This window comes from Cystobacter fuscus (assembly GCF_002305875.1).
Lineage (GTDB): Bacteria > Myxococcota > Myxococcia > Myxococcales > Myxococcaceae > Cystobacter > Cystobacter fuscus_A.
In genome coordinates this window covers 3,121,961-3,139,005 of sequence record NZ_CP022098.1, presented here as the reverse complement: position 1 = coordinate 3,139,005, position 17,045 = coordinate 3,121,961, and the positions used below count along the sequence as shown (strand labels likewise).

The 17,045-nt window shown below is 66.9% G+C and carries 17 protein-coding genes; 9 read left to right on the top strand and 8 right to left on the bottom strand.

The genetic code is table 11. The features are described from left to right. Positions 1-14 precede the first annotated feature (14 nt). The 4 genes from CYFUS_RS13005 to CYFUS_RS12990 form a co-directional block, all read right to left on the bottom strand. The gene (locus tag CYFUS_RS13005) at positions 15-1,142 is read right to left on the bottom strand and encodes an ABC transporter permease (protein WP_095985504.1); all 1,128 of its coding nucleotides are present in this window, start codon (positions 1,140-1,142) and stop codon (positions 15-17) included. Between the two features lie 27 nt (positions 1,143-1,169). Beyond that, positions 1,170-1,508 (bottom strand): DMT family transporter, encoded by a 339-nt coding sequence (locus tag CYFUS_RS13000; RefSeq protein WP_095985503.1) that lies wholly within the window; start codon positions 1,506-1,508, stop codon positions 1,170-1,172. Further along, a complete protein-coding gene (locus CYFUS_RS12995; protein WP_095985502.1) occupies positions 1,501-2,112 on the bottom strand; it encodes a TetR/AcrR family transcriptional regulator in 612 nt (203 codons plus the stop codon). Before CYFUS_RS12995 ends, CYFUS_RS13000 begins: the two co-directional genes overlap by 8 nt. Positions 2,113-2,305: 193 nt before the next feature. Beyond that, complete coding sequence (locus CYFUS_RS12990) at positions 2,306-2,824, bottom strand: MarR family winged helix-turn-helix transcriptional regulator (RefSeq protein ID WP_157758413.1); 519 nt, start codon at positions 2,822-2,824, stop codon at positions 2,306-2,308. An 89-nt stretch (positions 2,825-2,913) separates the two neighbouring features. Here CYFUS_RS12990 and CYFUS_RS12985 point away from each other — a divergent pair, with 89 nt between their 5' ends. Together CYFUS_RS12985 and CYFUS_RS12980 are read left to right on the top strand one after the other, a co-directional pair. Further along, entirely contained in the window at positions 2,914-3,255 is a 342-nt protein-coding gene (locus CYFUS_RS12985; RefSeq protein ID WP_095985500.1) for a hypothetical protein, read from the top strand. Further along, complete coding sequence (locus CYFUS_RS12980; RefSeq protein ID WP_095985499.1) at positions 3,252-4,514, top strand: MFS transporter; 1,263 nt, start codon at positions 3,252-3,254, stop codon at positions 4,512-4,514. Before CYFUS_RS12985 ends, CYFUS_RS12980 begins: the two co-directional genes overlap by 4 nt. A gap of 566 nt (positions 4,515-5,080) precedes the next feature. On the opposite strand, the gene CYFUS_RS52630 is transcribed toward CYFUS_RS12980, so the two are convergent. Then, a complete protein-coding gene (locus CYFUS_RS52630; protein WP_232537536.1) occupies positions 5,081-7,132 on the bottom strand; it encodes a TetR/AcrR family transcriptional regulator in 2,052 nt (683 codons plus the stop codon). A 42-nt stretch (positions 7,133-7,174) separates the two neighbouring features. Here CYFUS_RS52630 and CYFUS_RS12965 point away from each other — a divergent pair, with 42 nt between their 5' ends. Further along, positions 7,175-7,363, top strand: a complete 189-nt coding sequence (locus tag CYFUS_RS12965; protein WP_198316564.1) for a hypothetical protein — start codon at positions 7,175-7,177, stop codon at positions 7,361-7,363. 34 nt (positions 7,364-7,397) lie between these two features. Further along, positions 7,398-7,490: an NAD(P)-binding domain-containing protein gene (locus CYFUS_RS54315; protein ID WP_332468359.1), complete on the top strand. Its 93-nt coding sequence runs from the start codon at positions 7,398-7,400 to the stop codon at positions 7,488-7,490. Positions 7,491-7,514: 24 nt separating this feature from the next. Here CYFUS_RS54315 and CYFUS_RS12960 read toward each other — a convergent pair whose 3' ends face one another. Continuing rightward, positions 7,515-9,587, bottom strand: a complete 2,073-nt coding sequence (locus CYFUS_RS12960) for a sensor histidine kinase (RefSeq protein ID WP_157758411.1) — start codon at positions 9,585-9,587, stop codon at positions 7,515-7,517. A gap of 150 nt (positions 9,588-9,737) precedes the next feature. Further along, positions 9,738-10,901, bottom strand: a complete 1,164-nt coding sequence (locus tag CYFUS_RS12955) for a hypothetical protein (protein ID WP_095985497.1) — start codon at positions 10,899-10,901, stop codon at positions 9,738-9,740. Positions 10,902-11,166: 265 nt separating this feature from the next. On the opposite strand from CYFUS_RS12955, the gene CYFUS_RS12950 reads away from it, so the two are divergent. The 3 genes from CYFUS_RS12950 to CYFUS_RS12940 all read left to right on the top strand — a co-directional run bounded on the left by CYFUS_RS12950 (position 11,167) and on the right by CYFUS_RS12940 (position 13,377). Next, the gene (locus CYFUS_RS12950) at positions 11,167-11,730 is read left to right on the top strand and encodes a hypothetical protein (RefSeq protein ID WP_095985496.1); all 564 of its coding nucleotides are present in this window, start codon (positions 11,167-11,169) and stop codon (positions 11,728-11,730) included. Between the two features lie 241 nt (positions 11,731-11,971). Next, positions 11,972-12,568 carry a winged helix-turn-helix domain-containing protein gene (locus CYFUS_RS12945; protein WP_095985495.1) on the top strand — a complete coding sequence of 199 codons (597 nt, stop codon included), beginning with the start codon at positions 11,972-11,974 and terminating at the stop codon, positions 12,566-12,568. Continuing rightward, positions 12,565-13,377 (top strand): SRPBCC family protein, encoded by an 813-nt coding sequence (locus tag CYFUS_RS12940; RefSeq protein ID WP_095985494.1) that lies wholly within the window; start codon positions 12,565-12,567, stop codon positions 13,375-13,377. Before CYFUS_RS12945 ends, CYFUS_RS12940 begins: the two co-directional genes overlap by 4 nt. A gap of 95 nt (positions 13,378-13,472) precedes the next feature. Here the strand turns inward: CYFUS_RS12940 and gltG are convergent, their stop codons facing one another. Next, positions 13,473-15,299, bottom strand: coding sequence for an adventurous gliding motility protein GltG (gene gltG, locus CYFUS_RS12935; RefSeq protein ID WP_095985493.1), 1,827 nt, complete (start codon positions 15,297-15,299; stop codon positions 13,473-13,475). A 220-nt stretch (positions 15,300-15,519) separates the two neighbouring features. Between gltG and CYFUS_RS12930 the strand changes: the two genes are divergently transcribed. Together CYFUS_RS12930 and CYFUS_RS12925 are read left to right on the top strand one after the other, a co-directional pair. Continuing rightward, the gene (locus CYFUS_RS12930) at positions 15,520-16,290 is read left to right on the top strand and encodes a dienelactone hydrolase family protein (protein WP_095985492.1); all 771 of its coding nucleotides are present in this window, start codon (positions 15,520-15,522) and stop codon (positions 16,288-16,290) included. Positions 16,291-16,471: 181 nt separating this feature from the next. Further along, positions 16,472-17,041, top strand: coding sequence for a TetR/AcrR family transcriptional regulator (locus CYFUS_RS12925; protein ID WP_095985491.1), 570 nt, complete (start codon positions 16,472-16,474; stop codon positions 17,039-17,041). Positions 17,042-17,045: the final 4 nt, after the last annotated feature.

Sequence of the window (17,045 nt, the reverse complement as noted above, 5' to 3'; positions counted from 1 at the left end):
GCAAGACGGTCTCCTCAAGTCCTGAACACGAGCGCGGGGTCGATGGAGGCCACCTTGCGGAAGGAAATCATCGCGGCGGCGAGGCACATCCCGACCGTTCCGATGAGGACCGTGAGCACGAGCTTGAACGAGATGATCAACTCGAGGTCCATCAGCGGGACCAACTCGCGGACGAGCAGCGTGGGAATGATGCCCAGCACGAACCCCACCCCCGCCGAGATGAGCGCCTGCCGGGCCAGGATGCCGTAGATGTCCCGGTTGCTGCCGCCGATCGCCTTGACCGTGCCGAACTCCCGCAGGTGCTCCATCGTGGAGGTGTAGAGGGTCTGCGCCACCACGACGACACCGACCAGACAGCCCAGGAACACCGTCATCACCATGTTGAAGCCCAGCCCGGTGTTGTCGATCCAATAGGCGCGGGAGCGCGCCGCCCACTCTGCGGCCGTGTGGACATCGTTGTAGGGCAGACGCCGCTGGAGCTCGGCACGTACCTGCTCCAGGTTCGCGCCCGGCGCCAGCTTGACCAGGATATAGGTCGTCTGGTCTTGAGCGTTCCCCGGCATGAGCCGCTGCGCGAGGCTGTAATCCATGAAGGAGATGGGAGTGGTGGTGAACGAGCGGGCCTCGTTGGTCCGTCCGATGATTTTCAGCCGGGTCCCCAGGTACTCGCGGTACTCGCCGGTGGAGAAGGAACCGAACCGCCGGACGGCCGAGTTATCGACGAAGACACAGTTGCCCCGCCGCAAGTCCGAGACGCGCCCCTCCTCTACCGACCAGGGAAACCGCCACTCCTCGAAGTGCTCGAGCGCGTAGACGAGCGTCGCGTCCTGCGCGCCATTGGGCAGGGTGAAATCCATGAAGGTGACGATGAGGTTGTCGGCGCGCTGGACGCCGGGAATGGCGCGGACGCGCTGGACCCGGGACTCCGGGAACGTGTGCGCGAAGTCCACGTTGTGCGTGTTCCGCGAGGTCACCCACAGGTCGGCCTCCAGCTTGTCGATGGTGATGGTGGCGTTCTTCAGCATGCCGAAGAACAGCCCCAACTGGACCAGGACCAGCATCACGGCGAAGGCCACACCGGAAAGGGTGATGAAAAACCGAAGCTTGTCATGCAAGAGGTTCTTGCGCGCCAGATCCACCATGATGCCTTCCCTCCTCAGTCCCGGGTGTCAGGCATGGGCCGGCACCCGGGCGAACAGGGTGAGCACCAGGCTGCCCCCCAGGATCATTCCCATGCCGACGAACTCCACCCAGCCCAGCCGCTCATGGAACAGCAGGACGCCGAGCGCGGCGGAGCCCACGATGCCAAGGCCCGCCCAGAGCGCCGAGGTGATCCCGAGGGGCAGCACCTTGAGCGCGAGCGACAGCCACCAGAACGTCAGGCCATAGGCCACCAGGACCGCCACCGAGGGCCAGAGCCGGGACATTCCCTGCGAATACTTCAACGCCACGCTCCCGAGGATCTCGGCGAGGATGGCCCCGCACAGAATGATGTAGGGTTTAAACATGGGCCCCTCCCGGGGTTCGCGTGTCGGCCAATGCGTTCAGGGTTCGCTCGAGCATGTTCCGCTCGTCGGTGCTCAGGTCGGATAGATCCAGGAGTTCGAGCAGGAAGAGGCCTTCCACTGCCAGGAGGGTGACGAGCGCGCGGCCCTGATCTGCTCCCAGACCTCGCAATTCCGCGAAACGTGCGCGGTAGAACGCTCGCAAGGGCTCCAACAAAGACGGATCATCGGCCAGCACCGCGAGCAGCGCGGCGCCCAACCGCTTGTCCTTGCCATTGGCATGAAGACTGACGCGCGTATAGGCCATCAGCCGCTCGCCCGGTGTGCAGTCGACGGCATCTGATTGGAACTCCGCCTCGACGCGTTCGAGCAGGCGCGCCAGCATGCCTTGCAGGAGCGCGGTCTTGGTGGGGAAGTGGTACAACAGGCCGCCCTTGCTCAAGTGGGCCGCCCTGGCCACCTGCTCCAGGGTCAGTTCCCGTCCCCCGAACTCGGAGACGACGGCCTCCGCCGCGTCGAGAATGTGGGCGCGGGTATCGGACGTCCGCGCGCCCGAGGGGGCTGGCAGCGAGGGATCTTTCGCTTGCTTGGCTCGGGATTGCACCATGGCGTGCTCTCCAGGTTTGGCTTGTCAATACCCACTGCCCTGACTGTACCGTCTGGACGGTACAGTCGCAGGATGAGTGAGAATGGCCTGGGAGGACGGCCGTAGGGCAATGAAGCCCTGGACGGCAGCGCGGGCGCGCCGCGAACCGGGCAGTCGTGCTCGCGTACAGTTCTTCCACCGTGAGGCGAGGCCCTCACGGCTTCGAGCGAGCCTCCAGTGACTCCTCGAGCGTGGCCAGCAGCTTCTTCATGATCCGGTCGAAGTCCTCGAAGTCCCGCTCGTCGAGCTCCGCGACGAGACGCACGCTGATGCGCCTGCGCGTGTCCTCCACCCGCCTGCGGGCGCGCTGTCCGGCCTCCGCCAGCTCCAGGACGTACTGACGGCGATCCTCTTCGCTGCGCTCCCGGCGCACCCAACCCCGTTCGATCAGCGTCTCGAGCGCGCGTCCGGTGAGCGTCGGATCCGTCCCCGTGGCCCGTGCGAGCTCGGCCTGGGAGATGCGGCCATGCCGGCCGATGTAGCGCAGGAACTTGGCCTGGGTGCTGCCGACCTCGAAGGTGGCGTACTCCCGCGCGGCAACCAACCTCAAACCCTGTGACAGGGCACTGAGTCTTTCGAGGAATTCTTCCGGATCGCGTCGGGCCACGCACGCACCTGTAGTCGAGAGGCGAGGCGCACGCAACCCCTCCCCCATCGCCTTGACGGAAATCATGGACCCCTCTATGAATTGTCCATGATTGCTGGACGGGTCCATGAATTCGGAGGCCCGTCGCCAAGCCACTCCACGAAAGGAGCGTTGGAATGCCCTGGTCTCATGGTGTCGCCTATGGCTTCGGGGGACTGTTCCTGGCGAACGCGATTCCCCACTGGGTGAGCGGAGTGATGGGCAGGCCATTTCAAAGCCCGTTCGCCAAGCCTCGGGGAGAAGGGCTGTCGTCCTCCACGGTGAACGTGCTGTGGGGAGCGTTCAACGCCTCGGTGGGCTATCTCCTCTTGTTCCACGTGGGCGCGTTCGAGCCGCGTGACCTGGGACATGTCGCGCTCGCGGGGCTGCCGGCGGTGGCCGGGTCCGTGTGGCTCGCCCGACGGTTCGGACGGTTCAACGGAGGCAACGAGCCTCCGAGGGGCACGCCCTCCACATGAGCAGCACCTTCCGCTCGCTGAAGAACCCCAACTACCGGTTGTGGGCCGGTGGAGCGCTGGTGTCCAACGTGGGAACGTGGATGCAGCGCACCGCCCAGGACTGGATCGTCCTCACCCAATTGACGGAGCGCAACGCGACCGCCGTGGGTGTGGTCATGGCGCTGCAGTTCGGACCGCAGCTGGTGCTGCTGCCCTTGACGGGTTTCGCGGCGGATCACCTCGACCAACGCAAGCTCCTGTTCGCCACGCAGTCGGCCCTGGGCGTACTGGCCCTGGGTCTGGGCGTCCTCACGATCACGGGCCTCGTCCGGTTGTGGCACGTGTATGGGTTCGCGCTCCTGCTGGGAGGTGTCGCCGCGTTCGACGCCCCCGCGCGTCAGACCTTCGTCTCGGAGCTGGTGGGCGAAGCGGATCTCCCCAACGCCGTGGCGCTGAACTCCACCTCGTTCAACGCCGCGCGGATGCTGGGCCCGGCCCTGGCGGGTGTCCTCATCTCCTCGGTGGGCTCTGGCTGGGTGTTCCTGCTCAACGCGGCCTCCTTCCTGGGCAGCATTGGCGCGCTGGCGCTGCTTCGCGTCGATGAGTTGCATCGGGGAGGACGCGCCGCGCAGTCCCGGGCGGGTCTGGCCGAGGGCTTCGTCTATGTCTGGAAGCGCCCCGATCTGAAAGCCATCCTGCTCATGCTCTTCCTGATCGGCACCTTCGGGCTCAACTTCCCCATCTTCATCTCCACCATGTCGGTCTCCGTCTTTCACGCCGGAGCAGGACAGTTCGGGCTCCTGACGTCGATCATGGCGATTGGCTCGGTCACGGGTGCGCTCCTCGCCGCCCGGCGGGTGAAACCCCGCCTCACGCTGCTCTTGTCCGGCGCCCTGGTCTTCGGCTCCGGCTGCGCGCTCGCGGCGCTCATGCCCAGCTACGGGCTCTTCGGCGCCACGCTCGTCCTCATCGGCTTGTCCGCGCAGACCTTCACCACCTCGACCAACAGCCTGGTCCAGCTCGCCACCGAGCCGAACATGCGGGGCCGGGTGGTGGCCATCCTCCTGGCCATCCTCCTGGCCATCGCCCTGGGCAGCACGCCCCTCGGCGCGCCCATCGTCGGCTGGGTCGCGGACCATTTCAGCCCCCGGTGGGCCCTCGGCGTCGGCGCGAGCGCGGGCTTCGCCGCGGCGCTCGTCGGACTCGCCTACTTGAGCCGCTACCGGAACCTGCGCGTCACACGGGATGCGGGGCGGCTCCGCGTCCGCTTCGACGAGTAGGACGCGAGGCTCGACCCCTCCGAGTTGCTGAAACACACCGACCCGAGCGATCCCGTCTGTTGAGTGCCGGTGTCCGAGAGCGTGGACCGTGGACGCCGGCTCGCACTACACGCTAAGTCACCTCGCCAACATGACTCCAAAGAAAAGGTGGGAGTGGGCCCGCGTCTTCATCAGCGCCAGGCAACAAGGGCTTGGCAGGCTGAGACTCATCCTCTTCTCCGTCGAGTGCGCAAGGCAGTTGGGCACCGTGGTGCCCTTCCGGGTGGCCTTGCGTGTCGTGCCGCGGGTTGCACCCACTCGAGGTCGAGTGGCTCGCGCGGCGTGGCACGCGCCTCCAACGTGGGCCCCGCGCGCCGTGGGGGCGATCGCCATGGGTATCGCCATCTGGGGCGTGCTCACGCTCAGCGAGGGCCCGGCCCCGCACGCGGAGATGGAGGTGGAGGACACGGAGGTGCCGGAGTGGATCCTCACCGGCCAGGGCGACGCCGGGGTGGTGGCCAAGAAGATGCCCAGCAAGCGGATGAAGGGCCAAGCGGCGCCGCCGTGCACCCTGCCCCAAGTGCTGCTCAACGACGCGTGCTGGGAAGAGATGAAGCGCACCGCGCCGTGCGAGGATTTCTATGAGCACGAAGGACGCTGCTACGTGCCCATCGTCGAGAAGAAGCGCGCGCCCACCAGCGTGGACGAGTAGACAGACACCGCCTTGCGAGGCACCCCAGGTGCCGCTCAACGATGCGTGTTGTCGTCAGCCCGATCATGAGAGGAATGGGGGCAATGTGAGCCATGCCGGTGCACTCTGGGTGGAGCCCTCTTGGGGTACACGCCTGTCTGGTCCGCCCTCTCTGGAGGGGGCGACAGGGGGGTGTGGGCCTGTTGGCTGTGGCTGCTTGAGCCTCAACACCACCTCTCCCGTCGGCCTCGGAGACGTGGCATGGCTCCGGCGCACCCATCAACGGAGGCGTCCATGTCCGTGGGCTACACGGAGTTAAGCCGCGCTCTCGCCCCAACGCTGGCGGGCCAGCTCCAGCGTCCGGGCGTTCTCGGGCACCTGGTGCAGGAAGCGCTCTCGGGCCTCGGCTTCGGGGAGGTCGCTGGCGCGGGCCCTCACGCACCGGAGGGGTGTGGACCAACGTTTCGCACAGGCTGGCCGACTGCTCCGGATGTCCGGAGATGGAGCTCCCGACGATCAGGTTCCCGATCAACCTGCACCACAGGGGGCTGCCCGCCTTCAACCCGGCCAATGCCGGGATACCGCACTCCAGGGCCCTGGGCAGCTGAACCATCCAGAAGAACACCATGGCATGGAGCGCACGCAGCCGGGTCAAGGCTTCGCCGCTCGCGCCACAGGCCAGGGCCGACTCCACGCACCGCAACGTCCCCTGCAGATCGTTCCTCTCGAAGAGCCGCTCAGCGGCCCGGGTGTAGAAGGAGGCAGCGCGCTCTGGCCGCTGCCCCCACTGGAAGTGCGTGGCAAGCACCAGCGCATCGGGTTCGAGCATCCGCTCCAACCAAGTCCCCGCGAGCTGGTGACCCATGGGCCGGTGACTGTCGGGCACCAGGCCGTAAGCCGCATCCCGCACCAGCGCGTGACGGAAACGGTACTCGGTCACGGAGGGGAAGCGGCTGTCGGGCATCGGCTCGATGACCTCCTGCTCCACCAGCCATCGCAGGTGCTGCTCCAACAGTGCCTGCTCTGTCTGGCCCCTCAACAGCTCACCCACTCCCTCCGGCCAGAAGACGCGGCCGAAGATGCTGGCAGCCAGCAGCACCTGGCGTACCCCATGATCCATCCGCATCAAGCGGGCCTGGAGCACCGCCAGCACCGTCTCCGGTGCCTCATCCCCGCGCCCTTCCGCCGCCATGCGGATGAGCTCCTCCAGGAAGAGTGCATTGCCGTCCGACTGCTCCACCGCACGCCGCGCCACGCGCTCGGGCACCTGGGGCCCCAACACCTCACGCACCAGCCGGGCGCAGGCCTTGGGGCTCAGGCCGTGGAGCAGCACCTCCTGCAGGCGCTTCGCCCAGAGTCCCGGGAAGAGCTCCTTCACCTCGGGCCGTGCCAGCGCCAGCATCTCGCCCCGGTCCCCCGCGGCGTCGACGAGGCCCTTCACGATCGCCAGGAGATCCTCGGCGGCGAACGGTGAGCGGAACGTGCCCGCGAGGTCCGGCGCGTCGAGACACCGCTGGACGGTGAGGAGCAGCTGCTCGCCAATGCGCCGCACCTCTTCCCCAACGGGCAGACGGCGCTCCTCCATGTCCAGCAGCCGCGCGAGGGCCGGACGCCGGAACTGATAGGCAACGGCCACCGCGATGAGCCGCTCGAGGCCCGCGCGCCCGCCCGCGTCCGTATGGATGGCGGCGACATCCGCCAGGAGCTGGGTCGTCTCCCGGAGCATCAGCGCCTTGGTGATGGCGTCCTTGCTGGGAAAGTACTGGTACAGCGAGCCGATGCTGATGCCGGCACGCCGGGCCACGGCGTTGGTGGTGTACCCCTCGAAGCCCTCGGTCTCCAGAATGCGAGCAGCGGCTTCGAGCACGGCCGCGACGGTCGCCGCCGAGCGGGCCTGACCGGGTTTCTTCCTCGGCTCGAGCGGGTGGGGAGTGGTTCGGGAGGCCATGGGCGAAAGCGAGTAGTGAAAGAGAGCGTTTGCTCACATTCGATGGAGGCCTTCTGGCAGTACAGCCAGGTCCTCTCCGGACTGCTGTCGGGAGCCCTCCTCGTCGAGGAGGCCGGCGGCCGGATCTCCGACACCCACGGCCGCCCGTGGAGCTTCACGAGCCGCGACTTCCTGGCCACCGCGTCCGCTCTGCATGCCGCCTCGGTCGAGGTGCTGTCCACCATCGCCTGACCCTGGGCCCCCTTCCCTGAACGGAGAACATCGGATGAATCGCATTGGCATTCTGGGCCCGGGCCGTGTCGCCACGGTGCTCGCCACCGGGCTCGTGGCCGCTGGACATGAGGTGGGGGCGCGGTAGACGTGTCGGATGGGCGGCGGTGTGTCACTTCGAGCAGGGTGAGGCGCCTGTGCTCGCGATCGCGGTCGGACTCTTCGGGGAGCGTCGGGGCAGCTTCACGGAGAACGTGGTCCCCTCCGCCTGGGTGGAGTGGACGGTGATGGTTCCGCCGTGGGCGTGGACGATCTGCTCGACGATGAAGAGCCCCAGCCCGAGCCCGGAGGTGGGAGGCCTCCTGTCCGTGGTGGCCTGCCGGAAGGGCTCGAAGATGTGCGGGAGCTGGTCGGATGGAATGGGGGCGCCCTGGTTGTGGACCTCCAGGCCCACGGTGTCGCCTTCGTCGTGCAGCACGAGGTTCACGGGCGTGTCCTCGGGGCTGTAGTCGAGCGCGTTCTTGCCGAGGTTGCCCACCATTTGCGCGAGTCGGTCGGGGTCCCATTCACCCTCGAAGTCGCCTGAGGCCTCCAGCCGCAGCTCGCATCCCGGGTGGCTGGTCTCCAGTTCCTCCAGGACGTGGTGGCAGAGATGGCGGAGATTGACGGGCTCGGCGGTGATGGGAATGCCTCCACCCAACCGCCCTCGCGTGTAGTCGAGCAGGTCGGTGATCATCCGCGTCATGCGCTCGGTGCTGCCGAGGATGCGGCGGACGTTCTTCACCTGCTCCTTCATCACGCTCTCGGATTGCATCAGCGCCTTGGCGGAGAACAGGACGGCGTTGAGCGGGTTGCGCAGGTCGTGGCTGACGATGCCCAGGAAACGCTCGCGGAACTCGACCATCCGGCGCTGCTGCTCCTCGGCGGCCTTGCGGTCGGTGATGTCCACCGTGGTGACCACCGCCGCGATGATGCGGCCCTCGGCGTCGCGGATGGGGGCGGAGCTTTGAATCGTCACCCCGCGCGTGCCATCGCCACGCAAGATGCCGATCTCCATGTCGTGCACCACCTCCCCCTTGAGGGCGCGCGCGACGGGCCACTCGTGCGGCTCGAAGGGGCGACCGTCCGCGTGGAAGCCCCGATACTCGCGGTAGCCCGCGACGTCGGACGAGTAGATGACGGGATGCCGCCAGAGGCGCACGAAGGCCGCGTTGCCGAGGAGCACGCGACCCGAGGGGGCCTCGACCACCACGACCCCCACCGGGAGCTGGACGAGGATGGCATCCAACAGGCGCGTCTGGACCTGATCTCGCTCTTGGAGGCGGACCTGGAAGAGCAGGGACGAGATGCGCTGCACCATCACCCGGAAGAGCAGCTTGTCTTCGTTGGAGAACGTGGAGGCCGACAGGCTGCCCATCTTGGCCACGCCGATGACCTGCCCCTCGTAGGACAACGGCACTCCGTAGAGAGCCTGGACGCCCCGGGCGCGAACGACCGGGTTCTTCACCAGCGGATCCGTGGCCGCCGAGTGCAATTCCAGTGGGCGCCCCTCGGCGGCCACCTTCCCGGTGAAGCCCTCACCCACCTGGAGACTGAAATCAGCGGGCACTTCCTCTTCCACTCCCACGGCGGCGCGCACGCGCAGGGTGTTCCCCTCGCGCAGCAGCAGGATGACCGAATCCACCGACTCCGTGCTTTCGAGGATGACGCGCAGCAGCCTGGGCAGGAAGTCGTTCACGTTCCCCTGTCCGAGGGCCGCCTGGGAGATGCGGTCCAGGGCCGCCAGGGTACGCGCACGGGTCTGGGCGTAACGGGACACGGCGGTGGACAAGGCCTCGTCGAATGTCTCGTTGAAGCGCCGCACCTCCGCCAGCGTGGCCACCAGGTTCCCCGTCCCCACGCTCTTGGCATGTGCTTCGTAGAGCCGGAGGATGCACGCTCGCAGCAGGGCGTACTCGTGGGCCACTTGCTCCAGGTCGTAGCCCGCCTCCAGCCGGTCCAGGGCATGGACCTCTGGCACCCCCGCCAGCGTTTCGTGTTGGCCCGTGTGGACCGTCTCCACCATGTTCGACACCCGCTCGAGCAGGTCGGGAAGGTGATTGATGAGCCGAGGGCGGGAGAGGCCCTGCGAGCAGGGATGGTCGCGCACTTCCCGTTCCCACTCCGCCAGGATGCCGGGCCGGTTTTCCCGGATGAAGTCGCACAGACGCCTCCTCTCCGATGTGTCTGTCCCGCTCTCGGCCATGGCCCTAAAGTATGAATGCCCCTCGCCACCAGGAGCGCGTGGCCTCTGCATGCGCCTGCTTGCCTGCCAACCGTGGAACTACTCAGCCTGCTCTCCTGTCGGGTTCAGGACCTGGCGGGAGGGCGCCCCTGGCGTATGGAAATCTTCCAGCTACTGGCGCGTCCCCTTGGGGTGTCCAGCCTTGACGTCCGAATCCCCGTAGGTCCAGCTGGCGTTCAGCCCGATGCCCCATCCGGAGGTGCTGTCACTGGTGAGCGGGCAGAAGTTCAGGTAGCCGCCGTAGAACGCCCCCGCGCCCGACTTGTTCGCGCCCCAGGGGCCACTACTGCCCGCCGTGTTCGTGCTCTGGATGAGCGTCTGGGTGTAGCCGCTGCGGTTGCAGCGCGCGTCGTCGTTGTCGTGCTTGTCATTCGAGGTCACGTTGCAACGATAGCCATGGTAGGGCATCTCGCAGGTGAGCGCGGGGTTCACCTCCCGCTTGTAGTCGTACTCGAGGCCCGGGTGGAAGAAGACGAGGGTGTTGTCCACCGTCCAGCCGTGTGCGTCGTCATCGTTGGTCCGCCGGGCGTACTGCTTGTGGTGCGAGCCCATGCAGCCACTGATTCCACAGCCGTCCCGGTTGTTCGCGAACTGGGGATGGGCCCCGGTGAAGTCCAGGTTGCTGGCATGCACGGTATAGCCGTCGTCCCGGGCCTTCACATACCAGACATAGGCGATGGTCGGATCGGCCGGATCCACGCGGATCACCACGATGTTTCCCTCGGCGTCCCCACAGTGATCGGACGAGCCGGCGACCTGGTTGCCCCACAGGTACGAGTGCAGCATCTGGAAGGTCCAGGCCTGCGTGATGCAGTCCGTGGGCATGCCCGAGCAGGAGCTGATCGTCCGCACCTCCATGTCGTAGACCGCCTTCGGATTGCACAGCCGCCAGCCGCCAAGACAATCATTGGCGCTGAAGTTCTCGTCCCTGGTGACGTAGTACGGATGAAACGCCCGGGCCAACACCTGGTGCAGGTTGGGGTCGTCGCGGTGGGTGATCAGGTCCACGTTGAACTGGATCTTCCTGGCGTTGTAGTAGGTGCTCGAAACCGAGGAGATGCAGTAGCCGGCATGGCAGTAGCCGACGTCGTTGTTGCTGCCATCGGCCGTCAATCCCCGGGCCTTGCTCGCCAGCGTGGGAGGTGGAACGCCCACGCCCTGATCCGCGGGCGGGACGTAGGCCGCGAGCGCGGACGTCCCCGCCAGTGACGACAGCAGCAGGCTCGCGACCCACAGCTCCGTGATCCCCTTCTTGCGTTGCGGTGACAGCCTCATCGTATGGACCTCCCTGGGAAACAGGAGTCCACCATAGGACAATGGCGGAGGAGCGATGATGCCACCTGGACGTTTTCGTCCACTCCCACCGAGCCATGGACGAGTTCATCCAGACAGCCGCAGCCATGAGCACGCCCGGGATGCAATCATCCAGCTTTGCAGGAAATACCTTGAAATAAAGTTTTGATTTGAAATCTTGTGACTGGCAGTGCTAGTGAGGCATTGGCTTCGGCCAACCCCTGTACAAACCAATCAGGAGAAGTCCATGACGAGGAACGTGAAGCGTTTCCTGGCTGCCTCGCTGCTGTCCCTCACGCCGTCGATCGCGTTCGCCGGGGAGGTTGAGTCCGGATTCTTCCTGGACCTCCTCTCCCAGCGTGACGAGTTCGTCACCGTCCGGGAGGAAGTGGTCCAGATTCCCGTGCTGCGCAACGGGACGGTGGCGTCCGTCGCCCCCGCCCTGGAGAACCTCCTGGTCCTCAACCAGACCGGCGCCAACATCTCCCTGGGCATCCAGGTGTTGACGGGGACGCTCAACGGCGTGTTCAACCCCTACCCCGTGCCCACCGCCACCTATGGCGGGTTCCAGGTCAGCGCCCCCGCCCCCACGCCGCTGGTGGCCCAGCAGTACTACTGGACGGTCGATCCGGCGAACCCGGCCGGCGCGAAGACATGTGTCTGGCGGGTGGAGGTCAGCGACGTAGGCGGTTCCTGCTCGGCGCAGGTCTTCTCCGGCACCTACGGCGGCGCCGTCTGTACGGTCGACACGGTCAACTCCGTCATCAACCCAACCACGTGCGAGACGCAGATCGTCACCAGCATTCAGTGAGCTGAGCCGTGCACCGTCTGGGGTGGCTGCGCAGACAGCCACCCCAGGCCTGGCGTACAGATAGGGAGACATGCGCGTGACCAGAGCGCGACCACCGCCGAGGTGTACTTCGAGCCCTGGGAGTCCCCCAGCAAAGGGCGGCGGGCCCTGGTGACACCGGGGCCCGCGCGGGCTCCTCCGGCCATTCATCTGGCACGGCGAGGATATTGACAAAAAAAGTTGTCAAAGGCTTCATGGGCCCATGCTCGACGTGGAAGTCATCGAGGAGCCAGAGGCCGCGGCGGTGGCGCTCGACGCCGTCAAGAGCCAGCTGTTGGCGCATCTGGTCACCCCCGCCTCCGCCGCGACGCTCGCCACGCGCGTGGGGATGGCCCGGCAGAAGGTGAACTACCACCTGCGGGCGCTCGAGGAGCACAAGCTGGTGCGCCTCGCCGAGGAGCGGCAGTGGGGTGGGCTGACGGAGCGCCTGCTCGTGGCGACCGCGTCCTCCTACGTCGTGTCCCCGGGCGCGCTGGGCCCGATCGCCGCGGATCCGGAGCGCACCGCGGACCGCCTGTCCGCGAGCTACCTCATCGCGCTGGGAGCCCGCCTCGTGCGCGAGGTCGGCTCGCTCTGGCACCGGGCCCGGGAGGCGAACAAGGCCCTGGCCACCCTGGCCATCGACACGGAGATCCGCTTCCGCTCGCCCGCCGAGCGCGCCGCCTTCACCCACGAGCTCACCCAGGCCGTCACGGCGCTGGCCGCGCGCTACCACGACGCCTCGGCGCCCGGGGGCCGCCCCCATCGCGTGGTGCTCGCCGCCCACCCCCTCCCCACTCCCACGAAGGAAACCGCATGACCGTGAAGAAGGACGCATCCGGACACCGCTCCGTCCAGGCCGAGGTCGAGGTCCCCGGCACCCCCGAGGCCGTCTGGCGGGCCATCGCCACGGGCCCTGGCATCTCCGCCTGGTTCGTTCCCACCGAGCTCGAGGAGCGCGCGGGCGGCACGACCGTCTCCCACTTCGCCGAGGACTCCAGCATGGACTCGGTGGCGAAGATCACCACGTGGGAGCCGCCCCACCGCTTCGTCGCCGAAGCCCCCCAGGAGGGTCCCGGCCCGGTGGCCACCGAATGGTCCGTGGAGACGCGCTCGGGGGACACCTGCGTCGTGCGCGTGGTGCACCGCTGGTTCGCGAGCACCGATGACTGGGATGGCCAGTTCGAGGGCCACGTGCACGGCTGGCGCGCCTTCTTCCGGCTCCTGCGCGCCTACCTCGCCCACTTCCCGGGCCAGCGCGCCGCGTCGTTCCAACTCATGGGCATCACCTCCGGGCCCAAGGCCGTGGCGTGGGAGGCCCTCACCCGTCCGCTCGGCCTCGCGGGGGCCACCGTTGGCACCCGGGTGCGCGCTCCCGAGGGCGTGCCCGCCCTGGGGGGCGTCGTGGAGTCGTCCGGCCCGTCCGAATGGCCCGAGCTGCTCCTCCGGCTCGACACGCCGGCCCCTGGCCTGGCCCACCTCTTCCCGCTCGAGATGGGCGGTCAGGTCTTCCTGACCGTCCGTTACTTCCTGTTCGGCGAGCAGGCGCCCGGGGCCAAGGCGCACGCGGAGGCGTCGTGGCGCGCGTGGATGGCCCGGCTCTTCCCGCCCGCCGCCCCCCCGGCCTGAAGCCGCGGCGCGCGCTCCTCGCGCCCTCTTCGCGGCGTGGAGCGCGCGCGATGGCCTTCGCGCATGGCGTGCAGGTATGAGCCTGCCCATGCTGATTACTCTCCGGACGCCTTGAAGATGAACGGGTAGGTGACGACCACCGAGCCACCGCCCTGGGGCTTGGGGAACGTCCAGGAGCGCACGCGGCCGGACACGCACTGCTCCAGCTCGGAGTTACCCGCCGTGGACTGGGCCACGGAGGAGGTGACGACGTTGCCCTCGGTGGCGATGGTGAAGCGGATGGCCACCTTGCCGCCCAGCTTGGGGAAGCGGTTGAGCAGGCTTTCGTAGCAGAAGCGGATCTGCCCGCGGTTGCGCTGGATGACCTGACGCACGAGTTCCTTGTCGAGCGAGCCGCCCACCGTGGCCTCCTCGGCCGCGATGCCCACTTCCACGCTCTGCTTGGTGCCGCCGAGGCCGCCGACACTGCTGCCATAGCCGCCCATGCCACCGCCACGGCCCTTGGTGCCCACCACGCCGATGCCCACCACGTCCATGGAGCCCGCGCCACCCCCGCCGCCACCCTTGATACGCAGGCCATCGATGCTGGTCGCGCCCACCCTGACGCCGATAATGTTATCAACGACGACCTTGAGGTTCTTGTTCATCCCGCCGCCGAAGAGGCTCGCCACGCTCTTTTTGTCACCGAAGATCTCCCTCACCACGTCCCTGGCCGTGTTTTTCTTGTCGAGCCTGGTCAGGGTCGAGGTGGACTTGAGCCTCTCCTTCTTGGCGACCTGGGTGTCGTCCCCGCGGGCCACCTTCTCCTTCCTGGCCGTCTTCTCCGCCTTCTGCGCGTCGAGCTTCTCCAGGAACTTGTTCTTCTGCGTCTCCGGAGGCTTCACGATGAACCTGGCGATGCGCGAGTCGTTGCCCGCGAGCTCATCCGCGTAGCTGTCGCCCGCCGCGGCCAGGTTGGACGCGCTGATGACGAACATCGACGCGATGAAGAAGAGCACCAGGAAGATGTTGATGACCGAGATGTCCAGCGACTCGCCCAGCGGCGCCCAGGCGCGCTTGGGCACGGACTCGAAGCAGGCCTCCAGCGTCACGCCACCCAGGTCCACCGCCAGGGAGTCGTCGTCCTCGAGTGTGAGCGCGTAGGCGTCGCCCTCGTGCGAGGCCTTGCCGGACTCGATGACCGCCTCGAGGTCCAGCGTCTCGCCCTCGCGGATGAGCTCGCCCTTCATCTTGCCCGTGAAGAGCACCGTATAGGACTGGCCGTCCGAGCGGATCACCTCGAAGCGCTCCCCGCCGAGCTTGGAGTCGCCCATGACGAAGTCCACGTCCTTGGCGCTGCCCACGGAGAACACGCGCTTCTGGCCCGGGGCGATGAAGAAGTCGCCCACGCGCTGGTCGCCCCACATGAAGTGCAGGCCCAGGCCCAGCGGCCCCTTGGACCGGGACGGAACCCGGCGCACGCGGGGCGCGGCCTGCTCGGTCGGAGCCTCCACCGCGGCCGCCTCTTGCTTGGAACCGGCGACCTGGGCGAGCCCCGCAGCGAGCGCCGCGTCGGGCGGAGGAGCGGTCGCGACGGGCGTGGTACTCGCGGCGGCCGAGGCGAGGTTCGCCGCGGCGATGACCGTGGTGTCCTCCAGTCGGAGGGTGGTGCCACCGACCTTGATCTCATCGCCGAAGGACAGCAGGCCCTTTTTCACCCGCTTGCCGTTGACGTAGGTGCCCTCGACGCTGCCCATGTCGATGATGGACAGGCTGCCATCCGAGGCGACCTCGATGACGGAGTGGATACGGCTGACCTTCTCGTCGTCCAGGCACAGATGTGCCGAAACGAGACGGCCAATCTTGATGATGTCGCGCTCGAAGTCCTTGGAGGTGACCAGGGTGTCACCCTTGAAGACCCGGAGTGTCAAAGGCACGGGCATTGCGATTCCTCGGGTAGGCCTGATGCGGCGATCCCTAGGACAACGCGGAGAGCGGTAGGTTCCTGTCGATTTTCACAACTCGCGAGTCCCGTAGGCGGGACAGCCGGACAAGCGGAACCGATACGAACCTACCACGGAATACCAGTAAAAATAGATTAACCCTTGTTATTTGTAAGACATTCAGGTAGACAGATCCTCCACTCCATCAGAGAGGACCTGTATGGCCATCGTGAATCGCGTCCTGTTGATTCTGGTTGTCTGTGCCGCGCAGCTCGCATGGGCAGCTCCGGGACAAATCGTTGCTCGTCCCATCGGGACGGTGTCGGGGATCAACCACGGGTTCTGGGAGTACCTGCCCCAGGACTACGATGACGATCCGGAGGCGACGTTCCCGCTCGTGATCTTCCTGGGAGGGCTCGGCGAGGCGGGCGATGGAAGTGCCGGTACCACGACGGGGCTCGAGAAGCTCATGAGTCCCACCGCGCCACCAAAACTCATCCGCAATGGGCGGCAGTTCCCGTTCGTGTTGATCTCACCGCAGCGCTTCAACGCCTGGTGGAGCAACGCGGAGCTCGACGCGGTGCTCGAGTTCGCGAAGAGCCACTACCGCGTCGATCCCTCGCGTGTCTATCTCACGGGGCTCTCCGCGGGAGCCATCGTGACCTGGACCTACGCGGCGGCCCATCCCCAGAAGCTCGCCGCCATCGTCCCCATCGCTGGCAATGGCAATGGCGTCAACGTCTGCGCGCTGTGGGATGTGCCGGTGTGGGCGTTCCATGGCACCAGTGACGGGACTGTCTCGTATTGGGGCTCGGTCGATCCGGTCAACAAGCTCAACACCGTCTGCACCCCGCGGGCGAGTCCTCCCGCGCAGCTCACGCTCTATTCGGGTGTCGGGCATGACTCCTGGGGACGCACCTACAGCGGCTCGGCGGGCCACGACATCTATACGTGGATGCTTGGCTACTCCCGCCCTCAGGCCGCTGAATAGTTCCCCCGAAGCCAGGGGTGAGCCCCACACAGCATCTCCGCCCCGCCCGGCTACCTCACGCGCAGCACCGTGAGCCCCTGCTCGGTGAGCGCGAGCACCATCGCGGGGCGGAGGCCGTCGTCCACCACCATTCATGGAATATTCCCCTTGAAAGATACCGTCCGGACGGTATCTTCCTGGTATGGCCAGTGCCTACGAGAGGAAGAAGCAACCGGAGGTCGTACGCCAGAAGCTGCTCGACTGCGCGGCGCGGATGGCGGCTGAACGCGGGCTCGCGAACCTGACACTCCAGGAGGTCGCCAGTGCGGCGGGCGTGACCAAGGGAGGCCTCCTGCATCACTTCCCCAACAAGCAGAAGCTGACGGAAGCGGTCTGCGCCGCTCTGGTCGAGAAACTGGACAGGGAGATAGACCACCACCTGGAGAAAGATCCCGTCGAGTACGGACGTTTCACCCGGGCCTATGTCCGCGCCTTCGTGCTTCTGAAGCCCGATGGAAGGAGCAATCCCTGGGCGGCGCTGTCCATCTCCACGCTGCTGGACGAGACGTTGAGCCGAAGCTGGAGCGATTGGTTGAAAGCGCGCCTGAGCCGCCATCGGGACACCGACGCGGGCGTGTCTCTCGAGATCATTCGCTACGCGGCGGATGGGGTGTGGTTCGCGGATCTGTCAGCTCCGGACACACAACCGCTGAAGGAGCGCCAGAAACTGTTGTCGCGGCTCCTGGCAATGACCCAGGAAAAAGACACGTGAGACC

Bases quoted from the DNA above. Each gene is read 5' to 3' on its own strand.
- CYFUS_RS12985 (WP_095985500.1), top strand. From the start codon at position 2,914: ATGCCCTGGTCTCATGGTGTCGCCTATGGCTTCGGGGGACTGTTCCTG.
- CYFUS_RS12945 (WP_095985495.1), top strand. From the start codon at position 11,972: ATGCTCGACGTGGAAGTCATCGAGGAGCCAGAGGCCGCGGCGGTGGCG.
- CYFUS_RS12925 (WP_095985491.1), top strand. From the start codon at position 16,472: ATGGCCAGTGCCTACGAGAGGAAGAAGCAACCGGAGGTCGTACGCCAG.
- CYFUS_RS12940 (WP_095985494.1), top strand. From the start codon at position 12,565: ATGACCGTGAAGAAGGACGCATCCGGACACCGCTCCGTCCAGGCCGAG.
- CYFUS_RS54315 (WP_332468359.1), top strand. From the start codon at position 7,398: ATGAATCGCATTGGCATTCTGGGCCCGGGCCGTGTCGCCACGGTGCTC.
- CYFUS_RS12965 (WP_198316564.1), top strand. From the start codon at position 7,175: ATGGAGGCCTTCTGGCAGTACAGCCAGGTCCTCTCCGGACTGCTGTCG.
- CYFUS_RS13005 (WP_095985504.1), bottom strand. From the start codon at position 1,142: ATGGTGGATCTGGCGCGCAAGAACCTCTTGCATGACAAGCTTCGGTTT.
- CYFUS_RS13000 (WP_095985503.1), bottom strand. From the start codon at position 1,508: ATGTTTAAACCCTACATCATTCTGTGCGGGGCCATCCTCGCCGAGATC.
- gltG (WP_095985493.1), bottom strand. From the start codon at position 15,299: ATGCCCGTGCCTTTGACACTCCGGGTCTTCAAGGGTGACACCCTGGTC.
- CYFUS_RS12950 (WP_095985496.1), top strand. From the start codon at position 11,167: ATGACGAGGAACGTGAAGCGTTTCCTGGCTGCCTCGCTGCTGTCCCTC.
- CYFUS_RS12955 (WP_095985497.1), bottom strand. From the start codon at position 10,901: ATGAGGCTGTCACCGCAACGCAAGAAGGGGATCACGGAGCTGTGGGTC.
- CYFUS_RS12960 (WP_157758411.1), bottom strand. From the start codon at position 9,587: ATGGCCGAGAGCGGGACAGACACATCGGAGAGGAGGCGTCTGTGCGAC.
- CYFUS_RS52630 (WP_232537536.1), bottom strand. From the start codon at position 7,132: ATGGCCTCCCGAACCACTCCCCACCCGCTCGAGCCGAGGAAGAAACCC.
- CYFUS_RS12995 (WP_095985502.1), bottom strand. From the start codon at position 2,112: ATGGTGCAATCCCGAGCCAAGCAAGCGAAAGATCCCTCGCTGCCAGCC.
- CYFUS_RS12980 (WP_095985499.1), top strand. From the start codon at position 3,252: ATGAGCAGCACCTTCCGCTCGCTGAAGAACCCCAACTACCGGTTGTGG.
- CYFUS_RS12990 (WP_157758413.1), bottom strand. From the start codon at position 2,824: ATGATTTCCGTCAAGGCGATGGGGGAGGGGTTGCGTGCGCCTCGCCTC.
- CYFUS_RS12930 (WP_095985492.1), top strand. From the start codon at position 15,520: ATGGCCATCGTGAATCGCGTCCTGTTGATTCTGGTTGTCTGTGCCGCG.